This is a genomic window from Bacillus sp. FSL W8-1127 (assembly GCF_038006725.1).
GTDB lineage: Bacteria > Bacillota > Bacilli > Bacillales > DSM-4216 > Bacillus_O > Bacillus_O smithii.
This window is the reverse complement of sequence record NZ_JBBOVU010000001.1, coordinates 3,068,144-3,091,891: the sequence shown is the minus strand read 5'-3', so window position 1 is coordinate 3,091,891 and position 23,748 is coordinate 3,068,144. Positions and strand designations below refer to the sequence as shown.

The 23,748-nt window shown below is 44.1% G+C and carries 15 protein-coding genes, 1 pseudogene and 1 riboswitch; of the genes and pseudogenes, 10 read left to right on the top strand and 6 right to left on the bottom strand.

The window, feature by feature from the left end; all coding sequences use genetic code 11:
* Positions 1-147 precede the first annotated feature (147 nt).
* The 6 genes from NST12_RS14470 (at position 148) to aceA (ending at position 9,742) form a co-directional block, all read left to right on the top strand.
* A complete protein-coding gene (locus tag NST12_RS14470; protein WP_327824964.1) occupies positions 148-846 on the top strand; it encodes a heptaprenylglyceryl phosphate synthase in 699 nt (232 codons plus the stop codon).
* Between the two features lie 48 nt (positions 847-894).
* Positions 895-3,102 (top strand): DNA helicase PcrA, encoded by a 2,208-nt coding sequence (gene pcrA, locus NST12_RS14465; RefSeq protein ID WP_341101689.1) that lies wholly within the window; start codon positions 895-897, stop codon positions 3,100-3,102.
* Positions 3,103-3,299: 197 nt separating this feature from the next.
* Positions 3,300-5,306 carry an NAD-dependent DNA ligase LigA gene (gene ligA / locus NST12_RS14460; RefSeq protein WP_341101687.1) on the top strand — a complete coding sequence of 669 codons (2,007 nt, stop codon included), beginning with the start codon at positions 3,300-3,302 and terminating at the stop codon, positions 5,304-5,306.
* 12 nt (positions 5,307-5,318) lie between these two features.
* A complete protein-coding gene (locus tag NST12_RS14455) occupies positions 5,319-6,500 on the top strand; it encodes a CamS family sex pheromone protein (RefSeq protein WP_048624102.1) in 1,182 nt (393 codons plus the stop codon).
* A 327-nt stretch (positions 6,501-6,827) separates the two neighbouring features.
* A complete protein-coding gene (aceB, locus tag NST12_RS14450) occupies positions 6,828-8,420 on the top strand; it encodes a malate synthase A (protein ID WP_048624101.1) in 1,593 nt (530 codons plus the stop codon).
* A 32-nt stretch (positions 8,421-8,452) separates the two neighbouring features.
* Positions 8,453-9,742, top strand: coding sequence for an isocitrate lyase (gene aceA / locus NST12_RS14445; protein ID WP_327804632.1), 1,290 nt, complete (start codon positions 8,453-8,455; stop codon positions 9,740-9,742).
* An 89-nt stretch (positions 9,743-9,831) separates the two neighbouring features.
* Here aceA and putP read toward each other — a convergent pair whose 3' ends face one another.
* On the bottom strand, positions 9,832-11,328 hold the full coding sequence (gene putP / locus NST12_RS14440) for a sodium/proline symporter PutP (protein WP_048624100.1): 1,497 nt from the start codon (positions 11,326-11,328) through the stop codon (positions 9,832-9,834).
* Positions 11,329-11,681: 353 nt separating this feature from the next.
* Here putP and gatC point away from each other — a divergent pair, with 353 nt between their 5' ends.
* The 4 genes and pseudogenes from gatC (at position 11,682) to ltrA (ending at position 16,654) form a co-directional block, all read left to right on the top strand.
* Positions 11,682-11,972: an Asp-tRNA(Asn)/Glu-tRNA(Gln) amidotransferase subunit GatC gene (gatC, locus tag NST12_RS14435; RefSeq protein WP_003354105.1), complete on the top strand. Its 291-nt coding sequence runs from the start codon at positions 11,682-11,684 to the stop codon at positions 11,970-11,972.
* 13 nt (positions 11,973-11,985) lie between these two features.
* Complete coding sequence (gene gatA / locus NST12_RS14430) at positions 11,986-13,446, top strand: Asp-tRNA(Asn)/Glu-tRNA(Gln) amidotransferase subunit GatA (protein ID WP_048624099.1); 1,461 nt, start codon at positions 11,986-11,988, stop codon at positions 13,444-13,446.
* Positions 13,447-13,461: 15 nt separating this feature from the next.
* Positions 13,462-14,892, top strand: coding sequence for an Asp-tRNA(Asn)/Glu-tRNA(Gln) amidotransferase subunit GatB (gatB, locus tag NST12_RS14425; protein WP_048624098.1), 1,431 nt, complete (start codon positions 13,462-13,464; stop codon positions 14,890-14,892).
* 605 nt (positions 14,893-15,497) lie between these two features.
* Positions 15,498-16,654, top strand: a pseudogene (gene ltrA, locus NST12_RS14420) (group II intron reverse transcriptase/maturase).
* An 88-nt stretch (positions 16,655-16,742) separates the two neighbouring features.
* On the opposite strand, the gene NST12_RS14415 reads toward ltrA, so the two are convergent.
* The 5 genes from NST12_RS14415 to argJ form a co-directional block, all read right to left on the bottom strand.
* A complete protein-coding gene (locus tag NST12_RS14415; protein ID WP_003354124.1) occupies positions 16,743-17,789 on the bottom strand; it encodes a ribonucleotide-diphosphate reductase subunit beta in 1,047 nt (348 codons plus the stop codon).
* Between the two features lie 27 nt (positions 17,790-17,816).
* Entirely contained in the window at positions 17,817-20,060 is a 2,244-nt protein-coding gene (locus NST12_RS14410) for a ribonucleoside-diphosphate reductase subunit alpha (protein ID WP_341101678.1), read from the bottom strand.
* Positions 20,061-20,192: 132 nt separating this feature from the next.
* A riboswitch (cobalamin riboswitch) is annotated at positions 20,193-20,381 on the bottom strand.
* Between the two features lie 192 nt (positions 20,382-20,573).
* Positions 20,574-21,713: an acetylornithine transaminase gene (locus NST12_RS14405; RefSeq protein ID WP_048624096.1), complete on the bottom strand. Its 1,140-nt coding sequence runs from the start codon at positions 21,711-21,713 to the stop codon at positions 20,574-20,576.
* A complete protein-coding gene (gene argB / locus NST12_RS14400) occupies positions 21,710-22,480 on the bottom strand; it encodes an acetylglutamate kinase (protein WP_048624095.1) in 771 nt (256 codons plus the stop codon). The genes NST12_RS14405 and argB overlap by 4 nt, the downstream gene beginning before the upstream one ends.
* A 27-nt stretch (positions 22,481-22,507) precedes the next feature.
* Positions 22,508-23,740: a bifunctional glutamate N-acetyltransferase/amino-acid acetyltransferase ArgJ gene (argJ, locus tag NST12_RS14395; RefSeq protein ID WP_048624094.1), complete on the bottom strand. Its 1,233-nt coding sequence runs from the start codon at positions 23,738-23,740 to the stop codon at positions 22,508-22,510.
* Between the last annotated feature and the right edge of the window lie 8 nt (positions 23,741-23,748).

Sequence of the window (23,748 nt, the reverse complement as noted above, 5' to 3'; positions counted from 1 at the left end):
TTGTCACCAAAAAGAAAACTGGTGTTTTATATTTTTAGGGATTTATAACAAAAAATAGAAACGCTTCATTTCCTTCTTTTCCGGTTTTAGCAGAGCAAAACAAATGCTATAATGGTTAGATGAAATCATGAAATGGAGGGCATTTGGATGTATGATGTGCGCGAGTGGCGCCATGTGTTCAAACTGGACCCAAATAAAGAAATAGATGATGATAGTTTAGAGAAAATTTGCGAATCAGGAACGGACGCGGTGATCGTCGGCGGCACGGATGGAGTCACGCTCGACAAAGTGCTTCATTTAATGGCGAGAATCCGCCGCTACACGGTTCCTTGTGTATTGGAAGTTTCTACGCTTGAAGCGATCACGCCGGGGTTTGATCTTTATTTTATTCCCATGGTATTAAACAGCTCCAAAGTCGATTGGGTGCTGGGGCTTCATCATCAAGCGTTAAAAGAATACGGCGAATTAATGAATTGGGATGAAGTGCTCGCGGAAGGCTACTGCATTTTAAATGGCGATTCCAAAGCAGCGCAATTAACCGAGGCAAATACGGAATTAGATATAGAAGATGCTGTTGCTTATGCGCGTTTGGCGGAAAAGATGCTGCATTTGCCAATCTTTTATTTGGAATACAGCGGCACATATGGGGATCCCCAGCTTGTGAAAAAAGTAAAAGAAACATTGACCGATACGGTTGTTTTTTACGGCGGCGGCATACAATCTCCTGAAGAAGCAGCCGAGATGGGGGCGGTTGCCGATGTTATTGTGGTAGGAAACGTCCTTTATACCGATTTGGAAAGTGCTTTAAAAACCGTTGAAATGGTGAAAAAGATTCCGCGCCGGTAGAGAAAAATCGGTTATAATAAGAACAAATGTTCTAACGGTGGTGAAAACATGCAATTTTTAACGGAAAAGCTGTTAAGCGGATTGAATAAAGAGCAGCAGGAAGCGGTGAAAACAACGGAAGGGCCGCTTCTTATTATGGCCGGAGCAGGTTCCGGAAAAACGAGAGTACTGACCCACCGAATTGCCTATTTAATGGTGGAAAAGGCAGTCAATCCATATAATATTCTGGCGATTACTTTCACCAATAAGGCAGCGCGCGAAATGAAAGAACGTGTTGGCCAATTGATGGGCGGCGCGGCGGAAGAAGTATGGATCTCAACCTTCCATTCCATGTGCGTTCGCATTTTAAGAAGAGATATAGACCGGATTGGCTTTAACCGGAATTTTACGATTTTGGACACAACCGATCAGCAGTCCGTAATTAAAGGCATTTTAAAAGATAAAAATTTGGACCCCAAGAAATTTGATCCCAGAGCCATTCTTGGCACGATCAGTTCTTTAAAGAATGAATTGATCGATCCGGAATCTTACAGCAAACAAGTTGGCAGCTATTATGAACGGATTGTCAGCGAAGTATATGAAGAATATCAAAAACGATTGCGGAAAAATCAATCGCTTGACTTTGATGACCTCATTATGACGACGATTCATCTGTTCCAACGAGTGCCGGACGTTCTCGAGTATTATCAACGCAAATTTCAATATATACATGTGGATGAATATCAAGACACAAATAAAGCCCAATACTTGCTCGTAAAGCTTTTGGCATCGCGTTTTCAAAATTTATGCGTGGTCGGAGACAGCGATCAGTCGATTTATCGTTGGCGCGGGGCGGATATTTCCAACATTTTATCGTTTGAAAAAGACTATCCGAATGCCCATGTCATCCTGCTTGAGCAAAATTATCGCTCCACTAAAAGAATTTTGCAGGCAGCGAATGAAGTGATTAAAAACAATTACAACCGCAAACCGAAAAAGCTGTGGACGGAAAATCCGGAAGGGAAGAAGATTGTCTACTTTCGGGCGGAAAATGAACAGGCGGAAGCTCAGTTTGTCGCCGGTAAAATTAAAGAGCTGGTCGAAAGCGGAAAAAGACAATTATCCGACTTTGCCATTTTGTATCGAACGAACGCACAATCCCGTGTAGTCGAAGAAGTGCTGATGAAATCCAATATCGACTATACGATTGTCGGGGGCATTAAGTTCTATGACCGAAAAGAAATTAAAGATATATTGGCTTATTTAAGACTGATCGCCAATCCGGACGATGATATCAGCTTGCTTCGTGTCATCAATGTACCAAAGCGGGGAATCGGTTCCACTTCAATGGACAAAATCGCCCGCTATGCTCAAGAAAATGATCTTTCTCTATTTCAGGCATTGGAAGAAGCGGATTTTATCGGTTTAAGCCCGAAAATCACCAAAGCGGTACTTGAATTCCGTGATTTAATTAAGGGCTATACCCAAATGCAAGAATACTTGTCTGTCACGGAACTGGTGGAAGAAGTGTTGGACAAGTCCGGATACAGGGATATGCTGAAAGCGGAAAAAACGCTTGACGCCCAAAGCCGTTTGGAAAATATCGATGAATTTTTATCTGTTACAAAAGGATTCGAGGAAAACAGCGAAGATAAAAGCTTGATCGCCTTTTTAACGGATCTTGCTCTTGTGGCGGATATTGACCGATTAGATGAAGAGGACAACAATCAGCAATCGGTTGTATTAATGACGCTCCATTCCGCGAAAGGGCTTGAGTTTCCGGTTGTCTTTTTAATCGGTATGGAAGAAGGCGTTTTTCCTCACAGCCGCTCGCTTATGGATGAAGAAGAAATGGAAGAAGAGCGGAGGCTCGCTTACGTGGGGATTACAAGAGCGGAAGAGGAGCTGTATTTGACGAACGCTCAAATGAGAACGTTATACGGTAGAACCAATTTGAATCCTGTTTCCCGATTTATTCAAGAAATACCCGAAGATCTATTGGACGAAGTGGTGGTCGAGAAAAAACCTTTTACTCGTTTTCAATCCAATCTTTCAACTTCTTCTCAAAAAGCCTCTATTCGGCCAATGGCAGTTTCCACGGGAGGAGAAGAAATTCCATGGAAAGTCGGGGATAAAGCCGAACATAAAAAGTGGGGCATCGGAACCGTAGTCAGTGTAAAAGGCGAAAAGGAAAATATGGAACTCGATATTGCGTTTCCAAGCCCGACAGGAGTAAAGAGACTGTTGGCGAAATTCGCTCCCATTCAAAAAGTATGAATGGGGAATAATAGACTCATCTATCGTGAATATGAACATATGAAGCTTTTTTGAACTCTTTTCTTTTTGGAGGAAAAGAAAAGACTCGCATGCGAAAGCGCATTTTCGTTGATGAATCATCGATTCGCCTTTGGCGAATCGATAAACGCTTGGTTTTGGATAAGTAGCAAAAGTAAGACAAAGAAAGGGCTGGCAAAATGGAGCGACATACGGCAGAAAAACGAGTAAGAGAACTCCATGAACGTTTAAATCAATACAGCTACGAATATTATGTGTTGGATCAGCCGACTGTTCCGGATGCGGAATATGATCGGCTCATGCAAGAATTGATCGAAATAGAAAATGCTTTTCCTGAATTGAGAACGCCTGATTCTCCGACTCAGCGCGTCGGCGGCCAGCCGTTGGAAGCTTTTCAAAAAGTTCGTCATGATATTCCGATGCTAAGCTTGGCGAATGCGTTTGGAGAAGGCGATTTGAGGGATTTCGATCGCAGAGTTCGGGAATCTTTAAACGAAGAATATTCGTACGTATGCGAGTTGAAAATCGACGGATTGGCTGTTTCCCTTTCCTATGAAAACGGAGTGTTTGTCCAAGGCTCTACTCGCGGCGATGGTGCAATCGGCGAAGACATTACGATGAACTTGCGAACCATCCATTCGATTCCTCTGAGGTTGAAAGAGCCGGTTTCAATCGAAGTTCGCGGCGAAGCGTTCATGCCTAAAAAATCGTTTGAAAAGCTGAATCGTGAACGGGAAGAGAGAGGGGAAACGCTGTTTGCCAATCCTCGCAATGCCGCTGCCGGATCGCTTCGGCAACTGGATCCCAAAATCGCCGCTTCCCGAAATTTAGATATTTTTCTTTACGGCATCGGCAACAGTGGAAATGTCAATATTCAATCCCATAGCGAAGGATTGGACTATTTGGACAGGCTCGGCTTTAAAACGAACAAAGAGCGGAGAAAATGCAAAGACATTGAAGAAGTCATCCAATATATCAAAGAATATACGGAAAAACGATCGACTCTTCCTTATGAGATCGACGGGATTGTGATCAAAGTCGACTCATTAGCCCAACAGGAAAAATTGGGGAGTACCGCCAAAAGCCCTCGATGGGCCATTGCCTACAAATTTCCTGCAGAAGAGGTGGTCACTAAGCTTTTAGACATTGAATTAAGCGTAGGACGGACAGGCGTTGTGACACCGACTGCCGTTTTAGAACCGGTCCGTGTTGCCGGAACAACCGTGCAAAGAGCTTCCCTTCATAATGAAGATTATATTCGGGAAAAGGACATCAAAATTGGAGACGAAGTCGTCATCAAAAAAGCCGGTGATATCATCCCTGAAGTCGTGCGGCCGATCAAAGAGCGACGAAAAGGGGAGGAAAAAGAGTTTCACATGCCTGGCCATTGCCCGGAATGCGGCAGCGAACTGGTTCGTCTCGATGGGGAAGTAGCTCTTCGCTGCATCAATCCAAAATGTCCGGCACAAATTCGTGAAGGACTGATCCATTTTGTCTCCCGAAATGCCATGAATATTGAGGGACTTGGTGAAAAAGTGATTGCTCAACTTTTCCGGGAGCAATTAGTGAAAGACGTAGCGGATATTTATCAATTGACGAAAGATCAACTGCTGCAATTGGATCGAATGGGTGAAAAATCTGTATCGAACTTATTAAAAGCCATTGAAGATTCGAAAGAAAACTCTTTGGAAAGATTATTGTTCGGCCTCGGCATTCGTCATGTGGGGGCCAAAGCGGCGAAAACGCTGGCTGTTCATTTTGAAACACTGGATCGATTAATGAAGGCAGACGTGGAGGAACTGACGGCGATTCCGGAAGTTGGGGAGAAGATGGCGGACGCCGTTGTCACGTATTTTCATCAACCGGAAGTACTGGAACTGATTCAGGAGCTGAAAGAAGCGGGTGTCAATATGGAGTATAAAGGGCCGAAGCCTGTTTCCGGAGATCAATCCAGCTCTTATTTTGCCGGAAAAACGATCGTGCTGACAGGAAAACTGGAAGCTTTGACAAGAAATGAAGCGAAAGAAAAGATCGAGGCACTCGGAGGAAAAGTTTCCGGAAGTGTCAGCAAAAAGACGGATTTAGTCATTGCCGGTGCTGATGCTGGCTCGAAATTGGCTAAAGCTCGAGAATTCGATATTGAAATCTGGGATGAAGAGAAACTGTTGGAAGAACTAAATAAATAAGAGGTGCGTTCGATGAAAAAGTGGTTAACGGTTGCCTTAGCGGCCTGCCTTTTGGCAAGTATAAGCGGCTGTGCACCGTCGTCCATTGATAAACAAAATCAGGTCGTTCAGAAAAAGAATGATAAAAAAGAAAAAGCGATCATTCCTAATTACCAAATTTCGGATCAATATTATAAAACGATTTTGCCTTTTAAACCAGGAAAAGCGCAAGGAATGGTCGTTCAAAATTTAAACACTCGCTATGACATCGATGAGTTTGAAACGGGATTAATGCGAATTGCAAAACAAGAGTTTTCGCCGGAAAAATATTTGTTCCAAGAAGGGCAATATTTGAGTAAAAAAACGATTGCTGCCTGGCTTGAGCGAAAATACACAAAGAAGCAGCTGAAAGAGCATGGACTTAAACCATCTGAAAATCTAGGATTAAATCCGATTGATGATGAAAAAGGTTCGATCGACGAACGGAATAAAAAAAGCCCCATTTATTTGGCACACATTTCGGAACAAGATTATTTAAAGCAAATGGATGATAACACGGTACAACTGGGAGGAGTCGTGATCGGTCTCGCTCTTAACTCGGTCCACTACTATCAGAAAGAAGAATACGGTGCTACGTATGACTTGAAAATTCCGCATAAACAAGTGGAAGAGCAAGGAAAGAAAATAGCGGATGAAGTAGCCAAACGAATTCGCAAAATAAAAGGCTTGGAAAATGTTCCGGTCGTCATCGCCCTTTTTGAACAAGCAAGCAAAGATTCTGTCGTGCCCGGACACTTCTTTGCCTACACTACGTTAGGAAAAGGAGAATCGACGATCAGCCATTGGGAAGGGCTTGATGAAAAGTATTATCTCTTCCCGTCAGACCAAGCAGATGCAGACCATCGCGATGACAATACCTACTTTTTGAATTTTAAAGAAGACGTCCAAAAATATTTTGACAATACGACAGGTGTTGTCGGCCGTGCTTTTTATAAAGATGGCCAGCTGAACAATTTGCAAATTGACATCAGTATTCAATTTAATGGCGAAGCCGAAGCGATTGGTTTTACGCAATATGTTTCCGGCTTGATTCTCAACCATTTCCCGGATTATTACCCGATTGAAGTCAATATCAGTTCCGTAGAAGGACCGGAAGCATTAATTGTGAAGAAAGCAAAAGCCAAAGAACCGTTCGTTCATATTTATGGGCAGTAAAGCCTTCCGAGAGCGTTGCTGCAGCTTTGCTTGATCCCCGCCTTTTAAAAAGAGGCGGGGATTTTTTGATGTCCGGGTAAAAGGGATGAACGAAAGGAACGGAGAAACTCAATTTTTTTCACGTTGGCTTTTTCAGTGTTGCTCAAGAGAAAAAAAGAGTCTGTTTTCGAGCTGGTAAGCTTGGAGGGAGGCTCTTTTCTTATGTCGAAAAATATCGGTCAAAAATTTATAAATAATTAGAAAATTCCACTTCCTTTTCTAGGTTATCTGTTATATAATACAAATAACAGTTAATAACTGTAATATAACAAAGAGGTGATAAAGAAGATGGCCACTCAAATAGCTGGGATTCAAGTAACTGGTCCGATGCGGCCCGGATATGAAGAAATTCTTACTCCGGATGCTTTGCAATTTATTGAACAGCTAGAAAGAAGATTTGGGCAGCGTCGAGTGGAACTTCTGAAAAAGAGAGAAGAACGTCAACGAGAGTTCGATCAAGGAAAATTTCCGACGTTCTTGAAAGAAACCGAATCTATTCGGAATAGTGATTGGGAAATTTCTCCCCTTCCTGAAGACTTGAAGGATCGCAGAGTGGAAATTACCGGGCCTGTTGATCGCAAAATGGTCATTAATGCGTTAAACTCTGGCGCCAAATGTTTTATGGCCTGTTTTGAAGATGCTACATCGCCCACTTGGGAGAATATCATCGAGGGACAGATCAATTTAAGGGACGCTGTAAACCGCACGATCACTTTCAAAAATCCTAACGGAAAGACATACGAATTGAAGGACAAAACCGCTGTATTAATTGTGCGCCCGCGCGGTTGGCATTTGGAAGAAAAGCATGTGTTGGTGGATGGACAACCCATCTCCGGGGCACTGTTTGATTTCGGGCTGTTTTTCTTTCATAATGCCGTGCGATTAGTGGAGAACGGTACAGGACCTTACTTCTACCTTCCGAAAATAGAAAGCCATTTGGAAGCAAGGCTTTGGAATGATGTCTTTGTTTATGCGCAAAAATATGTCGGCATCCCTAGAGGAACGATTAAAGCAACGGTTCTTATTGAAACGATCACGGCAGCTTTTGAAATGGATGAAATTTTATACGAATTGCGCGAACATTCCGCCGGTTTGAATTGCGGGCGTTGGGATTATATTTTCAGCTACATTAAAAAGTTCAGGAATCATAAAGATGTTATTTTGCCGGATCGTTCTACTGTCACCATGACCGTTCCGTTTATGCGCTCCTACTCGCTTTTGACGATCAAAACATGCCATCGCCGAAAAGCACCGGCCATTGGCGGGATGGCTGCGCAAATACCGGTCAAAGATGATGAGAAGAAAAATGAAGAAGCCTTTGCCAAAGTGCGGGCAGATAAAGAACGGGAAGCAAGAGACGGACACGATGGCACATGGGTGGCTCATCCGGGTCTTGTGCCGGTGGCAATGGAAGTGTTTGACCGGGAAATGAAAGAACCGAATCAAATTGAAAGTAAGAAATTGGAGGATGTCCATGTAACGGAACAAGATCTCGTCGAAGTTCCGGAAGGGAAAATCACCGAAGAAGGCGTCCGCATGAATATCAATGTCGGGATTCAATATATTGCTTCTTGGTTAAGCGGTCGGGGTGCTGCGCCGATTCACAATTTAATGGAAGATGCGGCGACGGCTGAAATTTCCCGCGCTCAGTTATGGCAATGGATCCGCCATCCAAAAGGAATTTTGGACGATGGGCGAAAGGTGACGAAAGAAATGTATGAACAATTTAAGCAAGAAGAGCTGGAAAAAATCAAGCAAGAAATCGGCGAAGAAGCCTATGCTTCCGGAAGATTCGATGAAGCCGTCGAATTGTTTGACAGACTGACGTTAAACGATGAATTTGAGGATTTCTTAACCATTCCTGGTTATAAAATTTTATAAATATGAATCTATGAAAATGGGAGGAATTGACAATGACAGATCCACGTGTACAAAAATTAAAAGAATCATGGGAAAATGATGAAAGATGGAAAGGGATTACTCGTCCATATACAGCGGAAGAAGTGATCAAACTTCGCGGTTCGATTGATATTGAATATACACTGGCTCGCCGCGGTGCTGAAAAGCTTTGGAAACTGCTTCATACGGAAGACTATATCAATGCATTAGGAGCGTTGACCGGAAACCAAGCCGTGCAGCAAGTAAAAGCCGGATTGAAAGCCATCTATTTGAGCGGATGGCAAGTGGCAGCCGACGCCAACCTCGCCGGCCAAATGTATCCTGACCAAAGTTTGTACCCGGCCAACAGCGTACCGCATGTGGTCAAACGGATTAATCAAGCTTTGCAACGCGCCGACCAAATCCACCATTTAGAAGGAGACGACTCCATTGATTGGTTTGCTCCGATTGTGGCAGACGCAGAAGCCGGTTTCGGAGGACAATTGAATGTATTCGAATTAATGAAAGCGATGATCGAAGCAGGGGCTGCCGGTGTCCATTTCGAAGACCAGCTTTCTTCTGAGAAAAAATGCGGGCACTTAGGCGGAAAAGTGCTGCTGCCGACTCAAACAGCTGTACGCAATTTGATCGCTGCTCGTTTGGCGGCTGATGTAATGGGCGTACCAACTATTCTGGTAGGCAGAACGGATGCTCAAGCAGCTGATTTGATCACTAGCGATATTGACCCATATGATGCTCCATTTATTACAGGGGAACGCACGGAAGAAGGATTTTATCGCACGAAAAAAGGAATTGAACAAGCGATTGCTCGCGGACTTGCTTATGCGCCTTATGCTGACCTTATCTGGTGTGAAACTTCTGAACCGAACGTGGAAGAAGCTCGCCAATTTGCGGAAGCCATCCATGAGAAATTCCCAGGCAAGCTATTGGCATACAACTGCTCGCCATCGTTTAACTGGAAGGCAAAATTGGATGATAAAACGATTCTCAACTTCCAAAAAGAATTGGCTAAAATGGGCTATAAATTCCAATTTGTTACACTTGCCGGATTCCATACGCTTAACTACAGCATGTTCGAATTGGCAAGAGGCTATAAAGACCGTGGAATGGCTGCTTACTCTGAATTGCAGCAAAAAGAGTTTGCCAGCGAAAAATATGGATACACGGCTACTCGCCATCAACGTGAAGTCGGCACCGGCTATTTTGACGAAGTGTCCATGGTGGTTACAGGCGGAAACGCTTCTACTGTTGCCCTTAAAGGCTCTACGGAAGTGGAACAATTCCAAACTCAACCTCAAAGATAATAAAGAAAAGAGCTTCGGATCTCATTCCGAAGCTCTTGTTCTTCATGTAGCCGTCACTTAATCTTCCGCTTCCAAGCCCCTTTACTCAACTAAAGGGGTCTGACCCCTTTTTTCAATTCTTTTGCCAACGTTTCTTCCATTAATTCAAACGTTTGTTCAATTTCATTTTCTGGTTTGGATGTAAGGAGGCTAACTATCAAAATCGCCAATGTGCTTAAGAAAAAGCCTGGAATCATTTCGTACATAAAGTGTTTCAGGGCGGGGATGCTGATCCAGATGATCACCGTTACAGCTCCGACTATCATGCCTGCAAGCGCCCCCCATTTATTCATTCGTTTCCAATACAAGCTCAGTAAGATCGCCGGACCGAAAGAGGCGCCAAATCCTGCCCAAGCGTTGCCTACTAAAGCTAAAATCGTATCGTTCGGCGAATACGATAAAATAATCGCGACAACGGCTACTAAAAGAACCGAAAGCCGTCCGATCAACACCAATTCCTTGTCAGAAACATTCCGCTTCACAAACGCTTTATAAACGTCTTCGGTCAAAGCGCTGGATGTGACCAAAAGCTGTGACGATATCGTGCTCATGATGGCCGCTAATATAGCCGCTAATAAAAAGCCGGTGATCAACGGGTGGAATAAGATCCTGGAGAACACGATAAAGATGGTTTCCGGATCGTGAAGAGGGTAATGTTTGACGGACATATAGGCAATCCCTGTAAGTCCGACAAGAACAGCGCCGCCGACCGTCATGATCATCCAGCCTATTCCGATCCGACGTGCCGTTTTCATTTCCTTGACAGAATGAATCGCCATAAAGCGGACAATGATGTGTGGCTGTCCAAAGTAGCCTAGCCCCCAAGCTAGGAAGGAGATAATGCCCATGATCGATGTACCCCTAAACATGTCCAGCAGTTTCGGATCCACCGAATGAATCTCGCTGAAAACGGAGACGGGACCGCCCAAATCCAGAAAAACGACAAGCGGTACGAGAATAAGAGCAATAAACATGATCGTTCCTTGGACAAAATCGGTTAAACTGACAGCTAAAAATCCACCTAATAAAGTATAAAAAATGACGACTCCTGCTGTAAGAAAGGCACCTAAATGATAGTTGAGGTGAAAGGCCGATTCAAACAGTTTTCCTCCTGAAACGATCCCGGCGGATGTATATAAGGTAAAGAAAATAATAATGACCAGCGAAGAAACAAGGCGCAGCAGCCTGGAACGGTCGATAAACCGATTTTCTAAGTAGTTTGGAATCGTAATGGAATCATTGGCGACATATGTGTACATTCGCAATCGCGGCGCCAAAAATAAATAATTGGAATACGCCCCGATGACCAGTCCGATGGCGATCCATGAACCGGAAATTCCGGTTGTGTACAAGGCGCCGGGAAGCCCCATCAATAGCCACCCGCTCATATCCGAGGCGCCAGCGGAAAGAGCGGTGACAGCAGGCCCTAACGATCGGCCGCCAAGCATATAATCCGATAAATTCGACGTTTTTCTGTAAGAGTACCATCCGATAGCCAGCATGGCCAAAAAATAAATCGATATTGAAATATAAACGCCGCTCTCCATAAAATCCTCCTCTTGTAATATTTTTTTGAATTTTCAAATTTAAATCTTTCTATTATTTTATGAACCATAAAGCCGTTTATACGGTGGCCGGATTCTGTAGATCGGCCATTTCGTCCTTGAGAAAAAGGTCTTATAGAAAAATATTATATAATTTTGTATTTTAAGAAAACAAGTCATATAAAAAAGATTTTGGAAAAGAAATAGACGGAGATTTGTTCTCTACTCCGTCGACAATGTTCGTGGTACAATAAACATTGAGTGAGAAATTACGCTAATTTGTTGCTTTTCCATCTTTTATTTTGATATCATCAATATTATTGCAATGGCACGAGAATATTCTGGAGGTGAAGGAAATGTCACGAATTTCCATTGAACAAGTAAAGCACGTTGCTGATTTAGCGCGATTGGCGATTACGGAAGAAGAAGCTGAAAAATTCGCTACACAGCTGGATGCCATTATTTCGTTTGCGGAACAGCTGAATGAATTAGATACGACGAATGTAAAACCAACTTCTCACGTGCTGGAAATGAAAAACGTGCTGAGAGAAGATACTCCGGAAAAAGGGCTTCCTCGCGAAGAAGTTCTAAAGAATGCGCCTGATCACCAAGATGGGCAAATTCGTGTTCCGGCCATTATTGAGTAGAGGAGGGGTATGAATGGCACTGTTTGACCATAAGCTGACAGAATTGCACGATCTTTTACATAACAAAGAAGTAAGCGTCTCGGACTTAGTCGATGAAGCTTATAAAAGAATCAGTGAAACGGATGAAAAAATACAAGCTTTCTTAACTTTAGATGAAGAAAACGCTCGTAAAAAAGCGCAAAAACTGGACGAAAAGCTTAGCAGCGACGAAGAAAAAGGCCTTTTATTCGGAATGCCGATTGGAATTAAAGACAACATCGTTACAAAAGGTCTTCGCACAACTTGCGCCAGCAAAATATTAGAAAACTTCGATCCTATTTATGATGCGACCGTAATCGAAAAACTTCGGGAAGCAGAAGCCATTACGATCGGAAAATTGAATATGGATGAATTTGCGATGGGATCCTCCACTGAAAATTCCGGCTTCCAGCTGACTCGCAACCCATGGGATACGGAACGTGTTCCGGGCGGTTCTTCAGGAGGCTCGGCTGCGGCAGTGGCAGCGGGACAAGTTCCTTTTGCTTTAGGATCTGACACGGGTGGATCGATTCGCCAGCCTGCAGCCTTTTGCGGAGTCGTAGGATTAAAGCCGACCTATGGACGGGTTTCTCGTTTTGGATTAGTAGCTTTTGCTTCTTCTTTGGATCAAATCGGTCCCATTACACGCAATGTAGAAGATAACGCTTATCTTCTACAAGTGATCGCCGGATTGGATCCGCATGACTCTACATCGGCCAATGTGGAAGTGCCGAATTATGCGGCTGCACTAACCGGAGATGTGAAGGGATTAAAGATCGCCGTTCCAAAAGAGTATCTTGGCGAAGGAGTTCAAGAAGAAGTTCGACAATCCGTATTGAATGCTTTGAAAGTGCTCGAAAAACTAGGAGCCACTTGGGAAGAAGTATCGCTCCCGCATTCAAAATACGGAGTAGCCACGTACTATCTGTTGGCTTCTTCTGAAGCATCGTCCAATTTGGCTCGCTTTGACGGCATCCGCTACGGTTATCGGACGGAAAATGCCGAAAACTTGATTGAACTTTATAAGAAAACGAGAGCAGAAGGCTTCGGCGACGAAGTAAAGCGCCGCATTATGCTTGGAACATTTGCGTTAAGCTCCGGTTACTATGATGCTTATTACAAGAAGGCACAACAAGTGCGTACGCTGATCAAAAAAGACTTTGAAGATATTTTTGAAACTTATGATGTCATCATCGGGCCAACGACTCCGACACCGGCATTCAAAATCGGCGAAAATATAGACGATCCGTTGACGATGTATGCAAATGATATTTTAACGATCCCTGTGAATCTTGCAGGTGTGCCGGGAATCTCTGTTCCATGCGGATTTTCTGCGGACGGATTGCCGTTAGGGCTTCAAATTATCGGAAAGCACTTTGACGAAAGCACCGTTTACCGCGTGGCGCATGCATTTGAACAGGCAACGGACTTCCATAAACAAAAACCGCAACTGTAAGGGGTGAAAAAGCGAATGAATTTTGAAACTGTGATCGGATTAGAAGTGCACGTAGAACTCAAAACGGAGTCGAAAATCTTTTCGCCTGCACCTGCTCATTTCGGAGCTGAACCGAACACCAATACGAACGTGATCGACCTTGGATATCCGGGTGTGCTGCCAGTGTTGAATAAACGGGCGGTAGAATTTGCGATGAAAGCGGCGATGGCGTTAAATTGCCAAATTGCGACTGAAACGAAGTTTGACCGCAAAAACTATTTTTATCCGGACAATCCGAAAGCCTATCAAATTTCCCAATACGATCAGCCGATTGGCCAAAATGGCTGGATTGAAATTGAAGTGAACGGCAAAAAGAAAAAAATCGGCATTACTCGCCTGCATTTAGAGGAAGATGCCGGGAAATTGACCCATGCCGGAAACGGTTATTCATTGGTTGACTTTAACCGTCAAGGGACACCTCTGATTGAAATCGTTTCTGAACCGGATATTCGCAGCCCGGAAGAAGCATATGCCTATCTGGAAAAATTGAAATCGATTATCCAATATACCGGCGTGTCGGATTGTAAAATGGAAGAAGGATCGCTTCGCTGCGATGCCAATATTTCACTTCGTCCTTACGGTCAAAAAGAATTTGGAACGAAAACGGAACTTAAAAACTTGAACTCGTTCAACTTTGTTCGCAAAGGGCTGGAATTTGAACAAAAACGGCAAGAAAAGATCTTGTTGTCCGGCGGAGTCATTGAACAAGAAACTCGCCGTTTTGATGAAGCGACCGGACAAACGATCTTGATGCGCGTGAAAGAAGGATCGGATGATTACCGCTACTTCCCGGAACCGGACTTAGTAGAACTGTATATTGACGACGAATGGAAAGAACGGGTGCGCGCTGAAATCCCGGAACTTCCGGATCAAAGGCAAAAACGATATGTGGAAGAATGGGGTCTTCCAGCTTATGACGCCAAAGTTCTGACCCTTACAAAAGAAATGTCCGATTTCTTTGAAGCAACCGTAAAAGCCGGAGCCGATGCTAAGCTCGCCTCCAACTGGATGATGGGAGAAGTGTCTGCTTATTTAAATGCGCAAGGAAAAGAATTGCATGAAATCGCCTTGACGCCGGAAAGTTTGGCAGGCATGATTCGCTTGATTGAAAATGGCACTATTTCTTCTAAAATTGCCAAGAAAGTATTTAAAGAGCTGGTCGAAAAAGGCGGAGATCCGGAAAAAATCGTCAAAGAAAAAGGGCTTGTCCAAATTTCTGATGAAAATGAACTGCGCAAATATGTGCTGGAAGTGCTCGATGCCAATCCGCAATCGATTGAAGACTTTAAAAACGGAAAAGATCGGGCGCTTGGATTCCTTGTCGGTCAAATTATGAAAGCGACTAAAGGACAAGCTAATCCGCCGATGGTGAATAAGTTATTGCTTGAAGAAATCAATAAACGTTAACATGCTTTATAATAAAAAGGAGGCGGCTCCGTTTAAGAGCCGGCCTCCTTTTTTGTGTGCGCCCGGCATGGGTGTAATCTATAGGGTGAAAGTCCCGAGCTGCGAAGGCAGAAGTAGCAGTTAGCTTAACGCAAGGGTGTCCGTGGTGACGCGGAATCTGAAGGAAGCGGGCGGCAAACTTCCGATCTGAGGAACACGAACTTCATATGAGGCTAGGTATCACTGGGTGAGTTTGCACAACAAAACAAAGCCCTTTCTGCCGAAGGTGATACAGAGTAAATGAAGCAGATGGATGGAAGGAAAGATTACACTCTTACCCGGGGAGGTCTGATGGATACGTGAAGTAGCCTTCATAACCTACTTAGTGATAAGTAGCTGAGCCATCAGAAGTCAGCAGAGGTCATAGTACGAATTGGTCTAGAACAATTCGGAAGGACTGAACAATTAAGAGAGAATAGCCCTTTGCATTCAGTGTGTCATGTTGAACACAGAAAACGTAGTACCTCACTTGAGGAAGGAAACGGTGAATCCCGTGGGGGACCTCTTGGAGGGTGGAGTGACCACTGGCATAAGAAGATAAGCTATTCACGGAAGGAAGAATAACAATGCTTTTGAATCAAATCCTGTCACGGGAGAATATGCTTTTAGCTTTACAAAGAGTAGAAAAGAACAAAGGTAGCCATGAAGAGTCGAAATCCCGAAACCTGATGGCGGTGTTCGGTTACTAGGTATTCCAACCGTAACAGACCGTTTGATTCAACAAGCAATTGCCCAAGTATTATCGAGGATATATGACCCTATGTTCTCCGAACATAGTTATGGGTTTCGTTCAAATCGAAGTGCTCATGACGCAGTTAGGAAAGCAAAAGGCTATATCAGAGATGGTTATAGATGGGTAGTAGACATGGATTTAGAAAAGTTCTTCGATCGAGTGAATCATGACAGGCTGATGAGTACATTAGCCAAGACTATTAAAGAAAAGCCACTATTGAAGCTAATCCGCAAATATCTACAAGCTGGTGTCATGATTAATGGTGTGGTATCTAGGACAGAAGAAGGGACGCCGCAAGGTGGCCCCCTAAGCCCTTTACTTTCGAATATTGTACTAGATGAACTAGACAAAGAATTAGAGAAAAGAGGGCATAAATTTGTTCGTTATGCCGATGACTGTAATATTTACGTGAAGTCAAAACGGGCTGGTGAAAGAACCATGGCTAGTGTCAAACGATTTATTGAGGGAAAACTTCGTCTAAAAGTCAACGAGAAGAAATCTGCGGTTGACCGACCATGGAAACGAAAGTTTCTAGGATTTAGTTTTACACCTTCAAAAGAGCCAAAAGTTCGGATTGCCAAGCAAAGTCTAAAACGAATGAAGAAAAAGGTGCGAGAAATCACGTCAAGAAAAATACCATACCCAATGGAATATCGGATTAAGAAACTTAACCAATATCTACTTGGATGGTGTGGATATTTTGCATTAGCAGACACAAAGAGTATCTTTGAAGATTTGGATGGCTGGATTCGACGAAGACTCCGGATGTGTTTATGGAAAAACTGGAAGACCTCAAAGACCAGGATACGCAACCTCATAAAACTAGGAGTTCCTGAATGGAAAGCTTATGAATGGGGGAACAGTCGCAAAGGTTATTGGCGAATCTCAAAAAGTCCCATATTACACAGAACCCTTGGAAACTCCTATTGGAGTAACCAAGGGCTTAAAAGTCTACAGAAACGTTATGAATTCTTGCGTCATTTATCTTGATTGAACCGCCGTATACGGAACCGTACGTACGGTGGTGTGAGAGGACGGGGGTTAATCACCCCCTCCTACTCGATTAAGCTTGAGGGGTTTATAATTCATCGAATCCGTTGTCAATTACATTGACTTTTGTATATTGACGCGACTTTTGTTCAAAGAAATCCGATTTTCCTAAGTCTACTTCTTCATACGCTTTAATCCACGGAAGCGGGTTGGTTTGATAGCCAGGAAACGGTTTTGAATCTGGGTATCCAAGCTGTTTGACGCGGAAGTTGGAATAAAACTTGACATAGGCTTCTACATCCTCAATGAAAATGCCATTTATTTTATTGCCAATCACTTCTCTTGCCCAATCAATCTCGAGTTCTGCCGCTTGTTTAAAAGTTTCTTTCACAAAGTGTTCCATTTCTTCATTATCATATTCCGGGTATTCTTTTAATACTTCTTTAAAGATTTTCACAAACAAATCGACATGAATTTGTTCGTCCCGGTTAATGTAATTAATCATCGTGCTTGTCGCGACCATTTTTTGATGGCGAGCAAGATGGTAAAAGAAAGCGAACCCTGAATAAAAGAACAGTCCTTCCAAAATGACGTCAAACACGCAGGATTTCAATAAGTGCTCCACAGTCGGCTGTTCCACGAAATGTTTATACCCATCGGTGACAAACTCATTTCTTCGTTGCAAAGTAGGCTCGGTCCGCCAAAACTCAAAAACTTCATCTTGTTTTTGTTTCGGAACGAGGCTGGATAATATATAAGAATAAGAATGATTATGAATCACTTCCTGCTGAGCCAATATAATCATCAGCGCGTTTAAGCTGGAATCGGTCAAGTAATCGGCCACTTTTCCGGCATAGTCGGTTTGGATGCTGTCAAGCAAAGCAAGAAGGCCGATGATTTTCAAAAAGCTGTCCTGTTCAGCAGGAGGCAGCTCAGGAAATTGTTTAATGTCTTGGGACATATTGATTTCAAATGGCGTCCAAAAATTAGCCAGCATTCTTTTATACTTCGGATAAGCCCAAGAAAAGCGGACATCATCCCAGTTTAAAATATTGGAGCTTTCACCGTTGACAATTTTCGTCGAACGGTTGGGAGCTTCGCGATTGATTAGTTCTCTCTTTTTTAATCGTTCCATTTTCATATCCTCCTTGAATATCCAATGTCAGCTTGAGCACGATTCGCATTCTTCCATGATTTCCGACGAAGTGGACCGCAAATAATACGTAGATTTCAGTCCGGATTTCCATGCTTGCAAATGAAGATCCAGCAGCTGTTTCGCTTTGATCGTGTTTTGTACGTACATGTTAAAGGAAATCGATTGATCAATATGGCGCTGACGAACGGCGTTTTGACGGATGCTCCAATGTTGGTCGAGAAGATAGGCTGATTTATAATACCATGTCGTGTCGGCGTTCAAGTCGGGCGCTGTCACCGGTATCTTGTAATCTTTCTTTTCTTCGGCATAAAATTTTTGGAAAACCGGATCAATGCTCGGTGTGCTTCCGGCTATCAAGGAGGTGGATGAATTCGGAGCGATCGCCATTAAATAGCCGTTTCGAATTCCGTGTTCTTGAATGCTGCGGGCCAGCTGTTTCCATTTTTCATCTTTCAGATAGCCGCGTACTTCAAAATAGCGTCCGCTTTCCCAATCGGAGCCTTCAAAGTAAGGATAGGAACCTTTTTCTTTCGCTAATTCCATGCTGGCTTGAATGGCATAGTAAGCGATAGTTTCATATAATTCATCCGCATATTGAACGGCTTCATCACTTTCCCAGCGGATATGTTTCAAAGCGAGCAAATGATGCCAGCCGAACGTGCCTAATCCGACGGCTCGATATTTTTGATTCGTGATTTGAGCCTGCAAAACAGGAAGATGGTTAATGTCGATCACATTGTCGAGCATTCGGACTTGAATCCGGATGAGACGTTCCAAGCATCCATCTTGAACGGCCCTTGCTAAATGGATGGACGACAAATTACAAACGACAAAATCTCCCGGAACTTTCTCCACGTGAATGCGGCCGTCTTGGATATATTGTTGGGTCATGACGGTCGGGCTCATATTTTGGGCAATCTCGGTGCACAAATTTGTGGCGTAGATCATTCCTTTATGCTTGTTCGGATTCATGCGATTGGCCTCATCACGGTAGAACATAAACGGCGTTCCCGTTTCGAGCTGGCTTCTCATAATGGATTTCATAATTTCAATCGCAGGCACTTTTTCTTTGGAAAGCTGTGGATGGTTGACACATTCTTGATATTTTTCACGGAAGCTTCCCCGGCCTTTTTCTTCGTCATAATAATCTTCCAATGAGAAGCCCATGACGGTTCTGACCTCATGAGGATCAAACAAATACCAATCATCCCGGTTTTCGACGGCTTCCATAAAGAGATCGGGTATGCACACGCCCGTGAAGATATCATGGGTACGGAACCGTTCGTCGCCGTTATTCAGCTTCGCGTCTAGAAATGCAAAAATATCTTTATGCCAAACGTCCAGATAGACGGCAATCGCTCCTTTGCGTTGTCCGAGCTGATCGACGCTGACAGCGGTATTGTTCAATTGTTTCATCCATGGAATAACTCCTGATGAAGCGCCTTGATGGCCGCGAATGGCGCTGCCGCGGCTGCGGATTTTTCCAAGATACAGACCGATTCCGCCGCCATGTTTCGATAGATTGGCCGCATCGGTGTTGCTGTCGTAAATTCCTTGCAGGCTGTCGTCTACTGTATCGATAAAGCAGCTGGATAATTGACCGTATTTTTTGCCGGCGTTGGCCAAAGTCGGAGTGGCTACGGTCATATAGAGATTGCTTAATGCCCAGTAGGCTTCTTTCACAAGCGTTAGACGTTTTTCTTTCGGTTCCTTTTGCATCAACGTCATGGCGATGATCATCCAACGTTCTTGCGGCAATTCCATCGTTCGTTTTTCATAATCTTTTGCTAAATACCGGTCATTTAATGTACGCAGCCCGATGTATGTAAATAGCTCGTCTTTTTTCGGATCAATAATAGATTCCAACTCTTCTATTTCCTGTTTGCTGTAGGTTTCAAGCAGAACAGAGTCGTAAATTCCAATCTCCGTCAAATGTTGAATCAACGGATAAAAAGGCCCGTAGCCTGTCTCGCCCGGATCATAGCCTCTGTTGGCAGCCGCTTCTGTATACAATAGACCGGCGAACAGCTTGGCGGCTACAAACGTCCATTCAGGTTCTTCTACAGAAATAAAACCGAGACATTCCAAAATCAATTCCTCGGTTAACGCTTTGGTCGAAAGCCAAGGTTTTTGCTCCGCCATCTGTTTGGCTTTTAAGGATAATATCGAAAAATCAAGCTGTGGATATTGGTGAGATAGTTTTTCAAATAAAAGCTGAAAAACTTGTTCTTTTGAATTGGTTGAGATCATGGTTTGGTCCTCCTTATCGTTTGAAAGAACAAAAAAATCCGCCCGGAAATATGAGCGGATCAAACGATAGACAAAAAAGGCAGAGGTAACCTTTTTTCACTATCGTTTCATCTTCCCAAATCCCCGGAGAATTGAAACTTGACAAGGATGGCAGGTCTCCTGGCTTGTGGTCATCCTACTAGGGACCTTCCCATATCAGCACCGAACAGCAAACTGATACAGTGGTATTCCCGTTCGTCTCACTTACAGTTGCGGGGACAGCTCCGGAATTTCACCGGATTCCCTTTTAAGTCCAACGACACCATCGCTTGCAGCGAAACAATATATTGAAATTGTATGGAGTTGTCGATCTATATATTGTGATGATAAACTTTGCGCAAAGAATTGTCAAGAGGGCAGAGCTCTTTATCGATAGTGATAAAGAAAGAAGAGAACCTGAGTGAAGAAGTGCAAAAAAAGAAATCCCCCTGTCATTTTCAAAGAGACAAGGGGAGAATGATGTGGAATATTCATTTACGATCCCAGAACTTTTGACAAGATGTTGACGGCTTTTTCGATTTCTGAATCTGAGACCGTTAATGGAGGAAGGAGGCGGAGGACATGAGATCCGGCTGTTAAAATCAGCAGTTTTTCTTTTCTTGCTTGAACGAGGAAAGGTTCTGCATTATCTGTAAGCTCTATACCGATCATTAACCCTTTTCCTCTAATAGATTTAACTACTTTTGCATCGGATAATTTCGTTTTCAACAAGTTTTGGAAATAAGCTCCTTTTCTCTCTACTTCATTCAGAAAATCGTTTTGGAAAATGATTTCCAATGTGGCTTTTGCGGCTCGGACAGAAACCGGATTGCCCCCAAAAGTGGAACCGTGAGAGCCCGGAGAAAAGGCTTGGCCTAGTTCTTTTTTGCCGATGATGGCACCTAAAGGCAGTCCGCTGGCGATTCCTTTTGCGACCGAGACAATGTCGGGATGCAGGCCATAATGTTGGAAGGCAAACGGTTTGCCTGTCCGGCCGATGCCGGTTTGGATTTCATCGATGATGAGGAGAGAACCGTTTTCATGGCATAACGTTTCCAATGACTGTAAAAATTCCGGCGTGGCCGGATTTATGCCTCCTTCTCCTTGGATAATTTCGGTCATCACCGCCGCCGTGTTTTCATCAAGCGCTGCTTTTAAAGCTTCGATATCGTTGAAAGGAACGTATTCAAATGTTTCCAGCATCGGGCCAAAGCCGATTTTGACTTTTTCCTGTCCGGTTGCGGCCATTCCGGCAAAAGTCCGTCCGTGAAACGAATGTAAGAACGTGATGATTTTCGAGCGGCCGGTTGCCTTTCTGGCTAATTTGATCGCCGCTTCGTTTGCTTCCGCTCCGCTGTTGCAAAAGAATACAAGATCAAGACCGGATGCTTCCGCTAAAAGCTTGGCGGTTTCTTCTTGAAGTTTGCTTTGAAACAGATTGGAAGTGTGCCAAAACAGGTTGAGCTGGTCGATTACCTCTTCTTTAACAGTGGATGGTACATGTCCGAGATTGGTCACTCCGATACCGGCTGTAAAATCGAGATACTCATCGCCGTTTTGATCTGTCAGCCGCGATCCTTTCGCTTTTACGGGCTGCACTTCCCAGCGAGCGTATGTGGGAAATAAGTAACTCATATTGTCACCTTCTCTTTTGCAAATTGTGTTCCATGCCAATGGCCGCTTTTATAAAAACGCTTTTTCCCTGATACAATATGCACATGGCCCGTATTTTGGGAAGCCGCTTTTAATGCCGATTGGACTTTTGGAATCATTCCTCCTGTAATGACTCCGCTTTCCATAAGTTGATGGGCTTTTTCTTCTGTCAAACGGTCGATCAATCGGCCGTTTTGGTAGACCCCATCGACGTCCGTCACCATTAAAAAATGGTCCGCGTTGAGAGCCGCAGCCACCGCACAAGCCGCATGATCGGCATTGACATTTAAAATCCGGCCATCCGGACCGGAAGCAATCGGCGTTAAAACAGGCAAAAGTCCTTGTTCGGTGAGGCTGGACAGAAAATCGGCCTTGACGTTTGTTACATCTCCAACTAGTCCGTATTCTTCACGATTGATATAATCCGCTTCAAGCAAGAAAGCGTCGCTTGAATTTAAACCGATCGCTTGGAAACCGTGCTGCTGCAGCAGGTGGACCAATTTTCGATTGGTCTTGCCTGAAAGCACCAGCTCGGCTGTTTCCAGCACTTTTTCGTCGGTTATTCTTAAACCGTTTTTAAATTCAGATTTGATCTTGAACAGGTCGAGCATGGCGCTGATTTCCGGACCGCCGCCGTGCACGAATACAAGGCGGTAGCCGTCTTTTTCCATTTCTTTCATGCTTTGGAAAAAATCTTCTGATAAATGGTCCACCACACTTCCGCCGCATTTCACTACTGCCGTTTTCATTGGGATCCCCCTTTGTCATACCTTTCGTTATGTTCGATAACTGGCATTAATCTTCACGTAATCATAAGTTAAATCGCAGCCCCAGGCTGTTCCTGTCCCGTTTCCGACATTCAGACGGATCTGGATCACAACCGTTTCATTTTTTAAATACTCCGTGACGGCTTCTTCGCTGTAGGCTTGAACTTCGCTATTTTTCAGTATCCAATAAGGACCGATTGCAATGTCTATCTGATCCGGAAGAACGGTGGCTTCACTATAGCCGACAGCGCAAACCACTCTTCCCCAGTTCGCATCGTTGCCATAGACGGCGGTTTTCACCAAACTGGACCCGACTACCGTTTTGGCGATCTTTCTGGCTTCTTCGTCATTGGCTGCTCCTTCGACGTTGACTTCCACCAGTTTTGTTGCTCCTTCGCCATCGCGGGCAATTTTTTTCGCCAAATCTTCGCAGACCATTTTGAATGCGGCTAAAAACTTCTGCCATTCCGGATGTTTTGGGGAAAGCGGGTTATTTCCTGCCAGTCCGTTGGCCAAGACGAGGACCATATCATTGGTGGAGGTATCGCCGTCTACGGTAATTTGGTTAAAAGTATCATCCGTAATTTCTTTCAGCGCCTGCTTCACATATCCGTCTTCAACCGCGGCATCGGTCGTAACAAAAGCGAGCATGGTGGCCATGTTCGGCTTGATCATGCCCGATCCTTTCGCCGCGCCTCCGATCGTGACTTTTTTTCCGTCAATGGTCGTTTCGACCCCGCAGCTTTTTGTGACAAGATCCGTCGTCAAAATAGAGGTTTCAAACGAATTCGAATGCTCTTTAGAGGCAGCCGGTTTCAACATCTGAATTCCTTTTTTCATTTTTTCCATTTCTAAATATTCCCCAATGACGCCGGTGGACGCTACGGCTACATAGTGATCGGGAATGCCGAATTTTTTGGCTACCCATTCGCGCGTTTGATAGGCATCCAGCAGCCCTCTGTTTCCGGTGCATGCGTTAGCGCAGGCGCTGTTGACGAGAACGGCTTGCAGTTTATGTTCCTGGGCAAGGCTTTCCTGAGTAACCTTTAACGGAGCAGCTTGAAACACGTTCGTTGTGTAGACAGCTGCAGATTGGGCAGGCACTTCGCTAAAGATAATACCGAGGTCTTTTTTGGCATAACGCAGCCCGGCATGTACTCCATCAGCGGCGAACCCTTTCGGGGAGATGATAGATCCGTTTTCCAGCTGATGGATATCGTACGGTTTTTTCAATGCTTGCATGTAAAACT

Bases quoted from the DNA above. Each gene is read 5' to 3' on its own strand.
- aceA (WP_327804632.1), top strand. From the start codon at position 8,453: ATGACAGATCCACGTGTACAAAAATTAAAAGAATCATGGGAAAATGAT.
- aceB (WP_048624101.1), top strand. From the start codon at position 6,828: ATGGCCACTCAAATAGCTGGGATTCAAGTAACTGGTCCGATGCGGCCC.
- gatB (WP_048624098.1), top strand. From the start codon at position 13,462: ATGAATTTTGAAACTGTGATCGGATTAGAAGTGCACGTAGAACTCAAA.
- gatA (WP_048624099.1), top strand. From the start codon at position 11,986: ATGGCACTGTTTGACCATAAGCTGACAGAATTGCACGATCTTTTACAT.
- NST12_RS14405 (WP_048624096.1), bottom strand. From the start codon at position 21,713: ATGAGTTACTTATTTCCCACATACGCTCGCTGGGAAGTGCAGCCCGTA.
- ligA (WP_341101687.1), top strand. From the start codon at position 3,300: ATGGAGCGACATACGGCAGAAAAACGAGTAAGAGAACTCCATGAACGT.
- putP (WP_048624100.1), bottom strand. From the start codon at position 11,328: ATGGAGAGCGGCGTTTATATTTCAATATCGATTTATTTTTTGGCCATG.
- NST12_RS14415 (WP_003354124.1), bottom strand. From the start codon at position 17,789: ATGGAACGATTAAAAAAGAGAGAACTAATCAATCGCGAAGCTCCCAAC.
- NST12_RS14410 (WP_341101678.1), bottom strand. From the start codon at position 20,060: ATGATCTCAACCAATTCAAAAGAACAAGTTTTTCAGCTTTTATTTGAA.
- pcrA (WP_341101689.1), top strand. From the start codon at position 895: ATGCAATTTTTAACGGAAAAGCTGTTAAGCGGATTGAATAAAGAGCAG.
- NST12_RS14455 (WP_048624102.1), top strand. From the start codon at position 5,319: ATGAAAAAGTGGTTAACGGTTGCCTTAGCGGCCTGCCTTTTGGCAAGT.
- gatC (WP_003354105.1), top strand. From the start codon at position 11,682: ATGTCACGAATTTCCATTGAACAAGTAAAGCACGTTGCTGATTTAGCG.
- argB (WP_048624095.1), bottom strand. From the start codon at position 22,480: ATGAAAACGGCAGTAGTGAAATGCGGCGGAAGTGTGGTGGACCATTTA.
- argJ (WP_048624094.1), bottom strand. From the start codon at position 23,740: ATGCAAGCATTGAAAAAACCGTACGATATCCATCAGCTGGAAAACGGA.
- NST12_RS14470 (WP_327824964.1), top strand. From the start codon at position 148: ATGTATGATGTGCGCGAGTGGCGCCATGTGTTCAAACTGGACCCAAAT.